Source organism: Methylocaldum sp. GT1TLB (genome assembly GCF_051027445.1).
Lineage (GTDB): Bacteria > Pseudomonadota > Gammaproteobacteria > Methylococcales > Methylococcaceae > Methylocaldum.
The window spans coordinates 2,144,333-2,156,456 of the sequence record NZ_CP194898.1 but is presented as its reverse complement, the minus strand read 5'-3'; the positions used below and the strand labels follow the sequence as shown (position 1 = coordinate 2,156,456).

The 12,124-nt window shown below is 57.5% G+C and carries 8 protein-coding genes and 1 pseudogene; 3 read left to right on the top strand and 6 right to left on the bottom strand.

The window, feature by feature from the left end; genetic code table 11:
- The first annotated feature begins 112 nt into the window (after positions 1-112).
- Complete coding sequence (gene ltrA / locus ACR2R1_RS09235; RefSeq protein ID WP_205780748.1) at positions 113-1,447, top strand: group II intron reverse transcriptase/maturase; 1,335 nt, start codon at positions 113-115, stop codon at positions 1,445-1,447.
- Between the two features lie 95 nt (positions 1,448-1,542).
- On the opposite strand, the gene ACR2R1_RS09230 is transcribed toward ltrA (ACR2R1_RS09235), so the two are convergent.
- Genes ACR2R1_RS09230 through ACR2R1_RS09220 form a run of 3 tightly spaced genes read right to left on the bottom strand, consistent with a single transcriptional unit; the run spans position 1,543 to position 3,065 of the window.
- Positions 1,543-2,121 (bottom strand): hypothetical protein, encoded by a 579-nt coding sequence (locus ACR2R1_RS09230; RefSeq protein ID WP_434113756.1) that lies wholly within the window; start codon positions 2,119-2,121, stop codon positions 1,543-1,545.
- An 11-nt stretch (positions 2,122-2,132) separates the two neighbouring features.
- Entirely contained in the window at positions 2,133-2,558 is a 426-nt protein-coding gene (locus ACR2R1_RS09225) for a hypothetical protein (RefSeq protein ID WP_133718433.1), read from the bottom strand.
- Between the two features lie 60 nt (positions 2,559-2,618).
- A complete protein-coding gene (locus tag ACR2R1_RS09220; protein WP_434113753.1) occupies positions 2,619-3,065 on the bottom strand; it encodes a hypothetical protein in 447 nt (148 codons plus the stop codon).
- A 641-nt stretch (positions 3,066-3,706) separates the two neighbouring features.
- Between ACR2R1_RS09220 and ltrA (ACR2R1_RS09215) the strand changes: the two genes are divergently transcribed.
- Positions 3,707-5,041 (top strand): group II intron reverse transcriptase/maturase, encoded by a 1,335-nt coding sequence (gene ltrA / locus ACR2R1_RS09215; protein WP_205780748.1) that lies wholly within the window; start codon positions 3,707-3,709, stop codon positions 5,039-5,041.
- 456 nt (positions 5,042-5,497) lie between these two features.
- Here ltrA (ACR2R1_RS09215) and ACR2R1_RS09210 read toward each other — a convergent pair whose 3' ends face one another.
- The gene (locus ACR2R1_RS09210) at positions 5,498-6,424 is read right to left on the bottom strand and encodes a restriction endonuclease (protein WP_434113750.1); all 927 of its coding nucleotides are present in this window, start codon (positions 6,422-6,424) and stop codon (positions 5,498-5,500) included.
- 292 nt (positions 6,425-6,716) lie between these two features.
- On the opposite strand from ACR2R1_RS09210, the pseudogene ACR2R1_RS09205 reads away from it, so the two are divergent.
- Positions 6,717-6,947: pseudogene (locus ACR2R1_RS09205) on the top strand (site-specific integrase); the annotation flags it as partial.
- 304 nt (positions 6,948-7,251) lie between these two features.
- On the opposite strand, the gene polA reads toward ACR2R1_RS09205, so the two are convergent.
- Both polA and ACR2R1_RS09195 read right to left on the bottom strand, forming a co-directional pair.
- Positions 7,252-9,966, bottom strand: coding sequence for a DNA polymerase I (polA, locus tag ACR2R1_RS09200; RefSeq protein ID WP_434113747.1), 2,715 nt, complete (start codon positions 9,964-9,966; stop codon positions 7,252-7,254).
- Between the two features lie 474 nt (positions 9,967-10,440).
- Positions 10,441-12,114, bottom strand: a complete 1,674-nt coding sequence (locus ACR2R1_RS09195) for a serine/threonine-protein kinase (RefSeq protein WP_434113744.1) — start codon at positions 12,112-12,114, stop codon at positions 10,441-10,443.
- Positions 12,115-12,124: the final 10 nt, after the last annotated feature.

The window sequence follows — 12,124 nt, the reverse complement described above, 5'->3', positions numbered from 1 at the left end:
TCTGCGGCAACGCAGGGTGTGACCGGGCAGAAGTCAGCAGAGGCCATACTAGCCGCATCGGCCTGGAAGACCGGACGGTGAAGGGCCGAACACAAGAAGACAAGGAGGAGCCGTGAGCGACTCGGTATCGACGATGAACCCGACCGGGGGAGCCGATGTCCGGCGTGGCGTCACGCAGCCAGCCTTGCACGACGATCTGATGGAGCGGGTGTTGGACCGTGCGAACCTGCGACGGGCCTGGAAGCGGGTGAAGGCCAATCGGGGTGCGCCCGGCATGGACGGGATGCGCATCGAGGACTTCGCCGAGTTTGCGCGCTCGCATTGGGCCGAGATTCGCCAGCAACTGGCCGATGGCAGTTATCAACCCCAAGCGGTACGACGGGTGTCGATCCCGAAGCCGGGAGGGGGCGAACGACTGCTGGGTATCCCGACCGTCATGGACCGGGTGATCCAGCAGGCCATCGCGCAAGTATTGACGCCGATCTTCGACCCCGGCTTTTCGGAGTCGAGTTTTGGTTTCCGACCGGGACGCTCCGCCCATGGAGCGTTGAGGCAGGCACAAGGTCATCTTCAGGCCGGCTACCGCATCGCCTGTGACCTGGACTTGGCGAAATTTTTCGACAACGTCCGGCACGATGTCTTGATGGCTCGTGTGGCCCGCAAGGTTGGCGACAAGCGGCTGTTGGCGCTGGTTGGCCGGTATTTGCGGGCGGGTGTTCTGGTCGGCGAGTCCATCCAGGTAACGGCGTTGGGGACGCCGCAAGGCGGACCGCTGTCGCCGTTGCTCGCCAACATCCTGTTGGATGACTTGGACAAGGAACTGGAAGGGCGTGGCCACCGGTTCGTCCGCTATGCGGACGACCTGCTGATCTTGGTCAAAAGTCAGCGGGCCGGCGAGCGGGTGAAGGATAGCGTCACGCGCTTCCTGACCGGCACGCTCAAACTGGTGGTCAACGAGCAGAAGAGCCGGGTGGTCAAAACCGACCAGGCCAAGTTTCTCGGATTCAATTTCCGGGGAACCAAGCTGCGTTGGGGCGACCGGGCATTCGAGGACTTCAAACACAACATCCGGACACTGACCGGGCGTAGCTGGGGTGTCTCGATGGCTCACCGGTTTTACAAGCTCGCCCAGTATATCCGCGGTTGGATGGGCTACTTCGGCATTTCGGACTACTACCGCCCGATCCCCGAACTCGACCACTGGCTTCGACGCCGGGTACGCATGTGCTACTGGAAACAGTGGCGCTACGTGCGTACCAAGGTCAAGAACCTGTTGGGTTTGGGGACGAGCAAGCGCCAGGCAATCCTGACGGCGATCAGCAGCAAGAGCTACTGGCATCTGTCGCGGACGCTGGCGACGCAGACCGGGATGACCAACCAATGGCTGAAGACCCAGGGGCTGATCACTATCCGTGATCTTTGGATGAAGGCCCATGGCTACACCTGACATCGTCGTGTGCTCCCTTTTCGTGAACCGCCCGGTGCGGACCCGCATGCCGTGGTGGTGTGGGGACTGGGGGTTAGAAACCCCTGGTTACCCGATTAGCTGCCATATGCTGCGCTCGCGCGAGAACACGCTTCTTCTGGGGTGATGGGATCAACAAAGCGCGCTTCGAATACATTCCGTTCCAGAAAACCGATTGGGCGAACCAACCGAGCAAAGTAGCCATTTACATCAGTAGTGGCATTCCCAAACGGCTCCGCCCGACAAAGAAGGCCCGTCTTGGTATTTAACTCGACCGAAGAACCTAAATCGCCACTGATGAACAACACCCCGAGAACCCCTACTGTACCAGCTACATAACCAAGAAGGATGGGACTTCCGAGGACTGCAACAGCCACGATCCGTGGCGCAATTCGTTTGATGCGAAAAGCGAGCAGAAACATCGATGAATAGAAGACAGAAGCAGTGAAGAGAACAAAGACATCCGCCTCCATCCACAGCATTGATACGCCGGCTAACCACAATACCGCAATAGTGGCCAGAAAGATAACCGAGCCTATGAGGAGGCTACGCGTATGCTGCGGAGCATGCTTCGCAAAAAGGCGTGTGACAACAAAGGCAACAGGGAGCGCTGCTACCAAGGCCGCTTCGATACCAAAAAAGACGATTTCGTTCATAGCAGCTAACGCTATTGCTCAGGCGCGCGGGTTTCCCGCGTCGCCTGCAGCAATTTGTTGGAGGCCAGGATGCGAATTCGATCGACGACAATGGTGGCGCACAGCGCCGCCAACGGAAGGTAAGCGATCGCGATCGGGTAATGTCTTGAATCGGCCCATGAGAAAGCCATCAGCGACGCAATGAGACCACCCAAGATGGCAAGCATCATTCCCAATGACACGGTCCACACCCCGCGCTTTGGGACCCTGACTGCCGTAAGAAGGCAGACCAGAATAACGATGGAAACGACCACTCCGTCAGCGAGCGGCAGGCCTATCGAATCTGCATCTATGGGGTAGACGCCGAGGGAGAGATTGTGCCTTAGCGTGAAGTAGGAGACGACGTTAACTCCGCCAGCCGAAGCGAGGGCTAGGAGCGCTGCAGCCGTAGTCTTCACTCTGGCCTCCAACGAAAAAGCTCAGGCGCGTAGCGAAGCGGAGTCGCCTGGAGCGCATAGTTAGGTTTGATTGCCGATACTGCGAAGAGACTCAAGACGATGTTTAAGTATCTCAGTCCCATTTTTTGGGATTCCATACAAAACCAGAAAATCCGGGTATTCCTCGTTGCCGCCGTGGTATGCGTTCCATGCGCGGTTAAGGCGGAACCTGTCAATGGGACCGAGATAGTTTCGGAACTCATCAACGGCGTTTCTATGAGTTGGATAGACTCTGGTCAAGGCGTTAACCAATGCGTGTCCTCGAAGATCGTTGATGGAGTCAGTGATGATAGCGGTGCGGAAAATAGCAGCGGCTTCTACACGACGATTTCGCCGTTCTCGACTTGTTGCGAGACCATGGTTAAGACGTTGCGCCAACCATTGGCCACCCCAGGTAATGAGGGCCAAAACACACAACCCATAAAACCATCTTTCGGATTCGTTCAAGGATTCAATCAGCGCGAACAACTGTTTTGGCTCCTGTGTTTTTTTTGTGTCTGTGGTTTCGTCGGTTATCTCAACGTATGTAATCCAGCGCAAAGAATTAAAACATAACGCAGAGCTAAGGGGCGCGCAGCGAAGCGGAGCGTCCCTTTGAGCGACGTGTGTACGCCCGACATGGGCATGAACTGATGGGGTGAGAGTCCCCTGTAGGAGTACCTGTAATGCCCATTCTTTGGGCCAATGTAACTACTAGCCGACGGCAAGGGCAACTCCGCGAGGAGTGGTCTGAAGGAAGCCCGAGCGCAAAGGTGCGAGCCGACGAACAGAAACCGCATAGAAGGCTCAGTCTCCGGGTGAGTCAGCACATGATGACGAAACCCGCCGGGTACGGGAGATAGGGTAAATGCGGCGGTTGTGCGCTGAAAGCTCATGTTCTTATTCGGGGAGATCTGTCCGGCGAGCGGCTGGGATAGGTTATGGGAGTCGGACTGAGGTCCAGGGCGAAAGCCTTGGAATAGCCACCGGACCCTACGACCTGTCTTTGGCAGCGCGTTCTGCGGCAACGCAGGGTGTGACCGGGCAGAAGTCAGCAGAGGCCATACTAGCCGCATCGGCCTGGAAGACCGGACGGTGAAGGGCCGAACACAAGAAGACAAGGAGGAGCCGTGAGCGACTCGGTATCGACGATGAACCCGACCGGGGGAGCCGATGTCCGGCGTGGCGTCACGCAGCCAGCCTTGCACGACGATCTGATGGAGCGGGTGTTGGACCGTGCGAACCTGCGACGGGCCTGGAAGCGGGTGAAGGCCAATCGGGGTGCGCCCGGCATGGACGGGATGCGCATCGAGGACTTCGCCGAGTTTGCGCGCTCGCATTGGGCCGAGATTCGCCAGCAACTGGCCGATGGCAGTTATCAACCCCAAGCGGTACGACGGGTGTCGATCCCGAAGCCGGGAGGGGGCGAACGACTGCTGGGTATCCCGACCGTCATGGACCGGGTGATCCAGCAGGCCATCGCGCAAGTATTGACGCCGATCTTCGACCCCGGCTTTTCGGAGTCGAGTTTTGGTTTCCGACCGGGACGCTCCGCCCATGGAGCGTTGAGGCAGGCACAAGGTCATCTTCAGGCCGGCTACCGCATCGCCTGTGACCTGGACTTGGCGAAATTTTTCGACAACGTCCGGCACGATGTCTTGATGGCTCGTGTGGCCCGCAAGGTTGGCGACAAGCGGCTGTTGGCGCTGGTTGGCCGGTATTTGCGGGCGGGTGTTCTGGTCGGCGAGTCCATCCAGGTAACGGCGTTGGGGACGCCGCAAGGCGGACCGCTGTCGCCGTTGCTCGCCAACATCCTGTTGGATGACTTGGACAAGGAACTGGAAGGGCGTGGCCACCGGTTCGTCCGCTATGCGGACGACCTGCTGATCTTGGTCAAAAGTCAGCGGGCCGGCGAGCGGGTGAAGGATAGCGTCACGCGCTTCCTGACCGGCACGCTCAAACTGGTGGTCAACGAGCAGAAGAGCCGGGTGGTCAAAACCGACCAGGCCAAGTTTCTCGGATTCAATTTCCGGGGAACCAAGCTGCGTTGGGGCGACCGGGCATTCGAGGACTTCAAACACAACATCCGGACACTGACCGGGCGTAGCTGGGGTGTCTCGATGGCTCACCGGTTTTACAAGCTCGCCCAGTATATCCGCGGTTGGATGGGCTACTTCGGCATTTCGGACTACTACCGCCCGATCCCCGAACTCGACCACTGGCTTCGACGCCGGGTACGCATGTGCTACTGGAAACAGTGGCGCTACGTGCGTACCAAGGTCAAGAACCTGTTGGGTTTGGGGACGAGCAAGCGCCAGGCAATCCTGACGGCGATCAGCAGCAAGAGCTACTGGCATCTGTCGCGGACGCTGGCGACGCAGACCGGGATGACCAACCAATGGCTGAAGACCCAGGGGCTGATCACTATCCGTGATCTTTGGATGAAGGCCCATGGCTACACCTGACATCGTCGTGTGCTCCCTTTTCGTGAACCGCCCGGTGCGGACCCGCATGCCGTGGTGGTGTGGGGACTGGGGGTTAGAAACCCCTGGTTACCCGATTAGGTGCATGACACTTCATTGTTTTGTCTCGACCGCGTGAATCACGAATTCTTTCCCTCCCAGATCAATTACTTTTTTCCAAACATTTATCCTATTCGGGACGGGGGCGAATTCACCGTGATACGCCTTTTCCGCAAGCTGTTTCTTGAGGCTGGCGCTAAATCCGTTTAGTGCATTGTCTGGCATCTCACTACACCACGCAGTAACAAATCCTCGGAAATTGCTGTGCCTTCCCTGACCAACATATGTCGAGTTGTTAAAAGACACGATGTATGTATAGAGCGGCATTTGTGTACCTAACGTAGAGCTAACGGGCAGGCCAAAAGCGCAGCTTTTGGCCTGCCCCTGTTGAGCGCCATGTTATGTTCGTTTGTTTATCAGCCATTCTGCCAACCCCGCATTAACGACAAGCCCGGCAAGCCTTTTCAATCCCCAAAGATGAACATTTGGATAAAGCGATTCAATGTCGGACAAGTCAGTGTGGCACGTGTGGTACACAAAATACATTTCATTGAACTGTTCATATTCCTGATAGGTCTCGATATATGACTGAATTTCGGCGCGCGTGGTTGTTGATTTGATTTGCACGAACGCTCTTCTTTGTGTTGAAGGAGAGTAAACGTCGAGGTCAATATCTTTTTCTGTTTTTCCAAGAACGGAGAATCTTTGCCATCCTGATTTTGAGAAAACCAGATCAATTAACAACTCAAAATCATGCCACCAAAGACCTTTTATTAACTCCTCAATGTCAGTCCGCAGTATTTCAAGGGAGTTCTTTGTTTTTTCTACTTCAGGAATGGCCAGCCCATTAATTTTCCTTACAAGGTAGTCCTGTAGGTCAATGGAACAGATTGTTCCACGAAACATCTGAACTTTTGTTATACGTCCATCTATGTTCTCAACCCGTAGTGGTTTGTCATTAATGTCTGTAGATGACCAAGAACCAATAACCTTTCTAATTCGGCTCTGGTCGTTCAGTTCTATGACATCACTGGCAGCATGGCACCAATATAGTTTTTTCTTGTAGAAAGTAATCCAAACGTCTGTTTCTTTGAGTTCGTAAAAGTCCCGTATTTGGTTTATGTCTCGCGTTGCAGCCCCCTCATTGCCCTTGCGAATATTTAACCAAAATTGTCTAACTGCACCCCAATTGCCATTCAACGAGTCTTGGTGATGAGGGCTGTGGTACCCCAGTCGAATCGTACCCTCATGTATGCATGACTGTTCCCACTCGCCGCCTTCTCCGAGCTTGATAAACCGTATTTTCTCTGGAGCAATTTGCGTCAATTTAGCCAACCTCGACTAAGAACATAACTTTGTATTAGACACCTACCCCAGGTGTATAGCACCGAGCAGTGAGGTGTATAACTCGGAATTTTTTATTCTAAGCATTTGTATTTAATACACTGGCTTCATGTAGACGGGGCTTATGGCCGAAGCAAACACACCGCCCGCCGCCGGTGGCCCAAAACTGCTGGATCAGGTGCGCGCCCGCATCAGGGCGATACGATATTAGTAGGGAAACACAATATGTCCAATGAATCAGGCGCTTTATTCTCTTTAAGGCAAACGCCATCCGCGTGACATGGGTATCCTCGAGGCGGAAGCGTTTCTTACGCATCTCGCGGTGGAAGGCAAGGTGTCTGCCTCGACGCAAAATCAAGCCTTGGCGGCGCTCTTGTTTCTCTATCGAGAGACATTGGGCATCGATTTACCGGGACACAAGGACGTGAGCACCACCATGATTTATACCCATGTGCTGAATCGTGGCGGACAAGGCGTGGTCAGTCCTTTGGCCGGACTAAGTTGAGCTCTTTCTGAACTGGTGTGGCTACCAACCCTTTCGTCGGCAAAGGATTGCCGACCTACGACCGTGCCGCTGTAGGTCGCGATTCCTTTCGCGACATTGCGCCGCTCGGCCCGCGGCTTGCCTCTTGATTTCCAAGACGGTATCTTCCATTCGACCCAATCCCCACATCCACGACCAAGAGCACCGCTAGGTCCATCGCGCGGCACATGCGGCTGCCAACGCCGGATGCCCGGCGCCGGTACTTTTGGCCGGGGTCAATGGTTTTGCCCAGGGGACAAGGATTTTCAGATCTTCCTTAACGCACTCAATGCGCCTCATCCCAATTAGCCCCGATCCCCACATCCACGACCAAGGGCACCGCGAGCTGCGCCGCGCGGCACATGCGGTTGCCGACTTCGCGGGCGGCTTCGTCGACATAATCCTCCGCCACTTCGAACACCAATTCGTCGTGCACCTGCATGATCATGCACACCGAAGCGCGGGATTCCTGAATCCAGGCGTCCACGGCGATCATCGCGCGCTTGATGATGTCCGCCGCGGTACCCTGCATCGGGGCGTTGATGGCGGTGCGTTCGGCGTATTGGCGGCGCTGGGCGTTGCGGGATTGGATCTCGGGGATGTATAGCCGCCGGCCGAACAGGGTTTCCACGTAGCCTTTTTCCCGCGCCGCGTCGCGGGTCGTTTCCATGTAGCCTTTGACGTCGGGATAGCGGGCGAAATAAAGGTCGACGTAGCGCTGTGCCATGCTGGTGGGGATGCCGAGCTGTTTCCCCAGGCCAAAGGCGGACATGCCGTAGATGAGGCCGAAATTGATCGCCTTGGCGGAACGGCGCTGGTCGGGCGTGACCTGTTCCGGCGGCACGCCGAATACTTCTGCGGCGGTGAAGCGATGGACGTCGGTATTGTCGTGGAAGGCGGCGCGCAGGCTGGGATCGCCCGAAATGTGTGCCATGATCCTGAGCTCGATCTGCGAATAGTCCGCCGCGAGGATCTTGCGGCCGGGCGGTGCGATGAACGCCTGGCGGATGCGGCGGCCTTCCTCGGTGCGAACCGGGATGTTCTGCAGGTTGGGGTCGGAGGACGACAGGCGGCCGGTGGCGGCCACGGCCTGGTGATAGGAGGTATGAACGCGGCCGGTGCGGGGGTTGATTTGCTCCGCGAGCTTGTCGGTGTAGGTCGACTTGAGCTTGCTCATGGAGCGGTAGTCCAGGATCAGTCGCGGCAGCTCATAACTTTCCGCCAATTCCTGTAACACCGATTCGTCGGTGGACGGCTGTCCGGTCGGCGTTTTCTTGACTACCGGGATGTTCAGCTTGTCGTACAGGATGGTCTGGATCTGCTTGGGCGATCCCAGGTTGAACTGGCATCCCGCCGCCTTGCAGGCGTCCTGTTCGATCTCCAGCATGCGCTTTTCGAGCTCGCGGCTTTGCTGGGCCAGCTTGTACACGTCCACCAGCACGCCGGTGCATTCCATGCGGGACAGGACCGGCACCAGCGGAATTTCGACGGTTTCGTATAGCAATTTGAGCGAATCTTCCGCCTCGAGCTTCGGCCAAAGATGGTGGTGAAGCCGCAGGGTGATGTCGGCGTCTTCCGCCGCGTATTCGGTGGCGCTTTCGATGCCGACCTGCTGGAAGGGAATCTGTTTCGCGCCTTTTCCCGCCACGTCTTCGTAGTGGATGGTCCGATGATTGAGATAGAGTTGGGCCAGGGAATCCATGTCGTGCCGGGTGGCCGTACTGTTGAGCACATAGGATTCGAGCATGGTGTCGTGGCGGATGCCGGTCAGCGCGAGGCCGTGATTCGCAAGGACATTGGTATCGTATTTGAGATTTTGTCCGAGCTTCGGGCGGTTCCGGTCTTCCAGCAAAGGCCGGAGTTTTTCCAGAACGTAATCGCGGCTGAGCTGCGCCGGTGCGCCGGGATAATCGTGAGCGACCGGGACGTAGGCCGCTTCGCCCGGTTCCACCGCGAACGACAGTCCCACGACTTCCGCGCGGCTGTAGTCGAGGCTCGTGGTTTCGGTGTCGAAAGCGAAATATTCCGCGGCCTCCAGCTTTTTCAGCCAGCGCTCCAGTTCATCCTCGGTCAGGATCGTTTCGTAGTTACCCTTGGTTGAGGTTTGCTCGACAGGGGCGGCTGGGTTTTCGGCAGTGTTCGAAGCATCCAGTTGCCGGAGCCAGGAATTGAATTCGAGCTGGACCAGAAGCTCCCGAAGGGCGGCTTGATCCGGTTCGGTTCGTTTCAAATCGTCCGGTCCGATCGGCAGATCCACGTCGCACTTGATGGTGGCCAACTGGCGCGACAAGGGAATTTGATCGAGACTGGCGCGAAGACTCTCGCCGACCTTGCCGCCGATCTCGTCGGCATGGGCGAGAATGCCGTCCAGCGAGCCGTATTCATTCAGCCATTTTGACGCCGTTTTCGGTCCCACCTTGGGAATGCCGGGAATATTGTCCGAGGTGTCGCCCACCAGTGCCAGATAATCGACGATGCACTCGGGCGGCACGCCGAACTTGGCTTTTACGCCCGCGACATCCAGGCGGCTGTCGAACATGGTGTTCTCGAGCATCACCCGGTCGTTGACCAGTTGCGCCATGTCCTTGTCGCCGGTGGAAATGACGACCGAAAACCCCTGTTCGACCGCCTTCATCGTGAGTGTGCCGATGACGTCGTCCGCTTCCACGCCGGATTCGATCAGCAAGGGCAGGCCCAGTGCCCGGATAATGGCGTGTAGCGGCTGAATCTGCGCCCTGAGTTCGTCCGGCATCGGCGGCCTATGGGCCTTGTAGTGCTCGAAAAGATCGTCGCGGAAGGTCTTTCCGGGCGCGTCGAACACGACGCCGATATGGCAAGTCTCATACTCTCCGATGAGCTTGCGCAGCATATTGGCAACGCCCAGAACCGCGCCGGTCGGTTCGCCCCGAGAGTTGTTCAAGGGCGGCAGAGCGTGAAACGCGCGGTACAGGAACGATGAACCGTCGACGAGGACAAGTTTTTTTTCGGCTGGTTCGGACATGTTTCTTATGGACTAGGGCGGGACGGAAAAATCATTTTAACAGTCCGATGATGGTTACCGGCATGGGGCGGGCAGTTTAGTGTGCGTGAAAAAAGCGGGCTGTCGGCGAAGGGTTGCCGGCTCACGAGTTCTCCCATCCCGTTTTGCGCATAAAGAAAGCAAAGCCCTATTCGGATCGCCCCCACCGTAACGGCTTCGCCCCCTCGCTTCGCTCTCCTCGGATGAGGGTGGCAAAAGCCCTCTCCAGCGGGAGAGGGTTGGGTGAGGGGAGATTAAAAGGTATTGATTCTTTTGATCCCCTCATCCCAACCTTCTCCCGGAGGGGAGAAGGAGTAACATCTTTTGCGACACCCTCAGAGAGAGCTTTTGGTTTTACTTTCTTGGCTATCGGCAAGCCAGGTTTTGAGTGTTCGCACCGATGTTCTCGCTGCAATCCGCTCCCAATAGCGCTTCGCCACCTATGGCCGAGTTTCGTTATCGCGGCGGTCCGAAAGGTGGCGGGGGCGGGTGTCCCTCGGGCACACAGGCGAAATAGGCGTGAACCTGTTCACAGCGTCCCCGTGCCGGTGGCCTGCCCGGAGGATGGAGATTACAGGCCATTCCCGCCGTCCTGCCTAGACAGGCCTCGATGGCATGGCGAGGCGGCGGGTAGGGAGGATGATCGAAACGGTGTACGAATTCGGGCTGTCCCGGTTGCCTGTTCTCCGGTCCCCAGGCTTCGGGCGCCCTTTCCGGCGGAAACGGCGGCGGCGCCGGAATAACAGCGGGCTCTTCCCTTGGAGGTGGTGGGGGCGGGACGGGTTCTTTCCACGAGGGCGGAGACAATGGAACTGCCGCGGGTTTTTCCGCCGGGGCGATGACGGGTTTCTCGCTTGTCGCGGGAGGGTTCTCCAGTCGTCGGGACAGGTCTACCGGCCCGAAAATGACGAGACCCCAAACCAGCAGAGTCGTTCCGAACAGCACCCACAGCCAGGCGGGAACAGAACGACTGCGCTTGAGCAGTCCGAGATTTCTGCCGCACTTTGCACAGCGGTAATGGCTCGGATTCGCATCCATCGGAACGGATGTTGCCGTCTTGCAGTGAGGGCAGTTCAGACGGGTACGACCCGACGATGGCGGCATTGGCTTTCGCGGAACCGCGGTCGATCCGGACTGTCCGGGGCCATTGGCTGGTACGGGAGGCATGAGCATTGCCCGAAGTTCCGGGATGGTCTGAGGGCGCCGTTCCGGATCGACGGCCAAGGCCATCATGACGGCTTGGCTGAAGCGGGTCGTTATGGAGGGAATCCGCTGATGCGGAGGCACCATTTCATCCTTCTTGTACCGGCTGATCGCCTCCTGCGGCTTTACGCCGGTCACCAGATAATAAAGCGTGGCGCCGATGGCGTAGATGTCGGCGGCAGGGGCGAATTCGTGCTTTTCGAGATATTGCTCGAAAGGAGCGAAGCCCGGCGTCAGCATCACGGAGAGCGTCCGGCTTCCTTGCCCATGCAGGGCGAGTCGGGCGGCGCCGAAATCGAGCAGGATGGGGGTTCCGCCTTTCGTCAGATAGATATTGGAAGGCTTGATATCCCGGTGGAGAAAGCCTTTTTCATGGACTTCCTTCAAGCCGTCCAAAACGGGAAGCATTAGGGCTGTTGCCGTGGCCTCGTCGAGCTTGCCGCCATTGCGCTTGAGATATTCTTCGAGAGAAATGCCTTCGTAGTAGTCCATCACCAGATAGGCGGTGTTGTTCTGCTGAAAGAACTCCCTGACCCGCACCACGTTGGGATGGCTGAACTTGCACAGGGTTCTTGCCTCCCGCAGAAACTGTTCCAGTCCATAGGCGAATTCCTCGCTGCCATCGAGCGTGTGTGGCGTAACCGTCAGGCTGTTGGCCTCCCGTGCCACCAGGTCGCGGGGCAAATATTCCTTGATCGCCACCGTGGTGTGCAGCACCAAGTCCCAGGCGAGATAGGTCACGCCGAAACCGCCGGGTTTGCCCAGGATGCGTCCGACGAGGAATTTGTTGTTCAGGACGGCCTGATAAGGCAGTGCGAAAGGGCTGCGCCGATGATCCGGCCGATACCCGCAGGCGGGGCAAACCGCGGATTCGCCCTTGTCCTGCATGCAGCCCATGCATAAGTTGCCGAAATTGTCGACAGCCATGTGTTTGCCG

Bases quoted from the DNA above. Each gene is read 5' to 3' on its own strand.
- ACR2R1_RS09230 (WP_434113756.1), bottom strand. From the start codon at position 2,121: ATGAACGAAATCGTCTTTTTTGGTATCGAAGCGGCCTTGGTAGCAGCG.
- polA (WP_434113747.1), bottom strand. From the start codon at position 9,966: ATGTCCGAACCAGCCGAAAAAAAACTTGTCCTCGTCGACGGTTCATCG.
- ACR2R1_RS09195 (WP_434113744.1), bottom strand. From the start codon at position 12,114: ATGGCTGTCGACAATTTCGGCAACTTATGCATGGGCTGCATGCAGGAC.